The organism is Algoriphagus oliviformis, from assembly GCF_017254915.1.
GTDB classification, from domain to species: Bacteria; Bacteroidota; Bacteroidia; order Cytophagales; family Cyclobacteriaceae; genus Algoriphagus; species Algoriphagus oliviformis.
The window spans coordinates 1-282 of the sequence record NZ_JAFKCT010000092.1; the positions used below are offsets into that span (position 1 = coordinate 1).

Here is a 282-nt window from a genome sequence, read left to right on the forward strand (position 1 = left end):
ATGATAAGTTTCCCCTTCCAAAAATCCAGACCCTGTTTGTCCATCTTCAAGGGGCACAAATCTTCTCTAAGTTCGATTTAAAAGCTGGTTTTTGGCAACTTGGTATTTCACCAGTTGACCGTCCCAAGACTGCTTTCTGCATTCCTGATGCTCACTATCAATGGACTGTTATGCCCTTTGGTCTTAAAGTTGCTCCGTCCTTATTTCAAAAGGCTATGACAAAAATTTTCAGTCCTATCCTCCATCATGCTTTGGTCTACATCGATGATATTTTATTATTCT

At 39.7% G+C, this 282-nt stretch carries 1 protein-coding gene; it reads left to right on the forward strand.

Annotation, left to right across the window (positions count from 1 at the left end):
* On the forward strand, positions 1-282 hold a 282-nt coding region (locus tag J0A68_RS22700; protein ID WP_206580529.1), incomplete at both ends, for a reverse transcriptase family protein.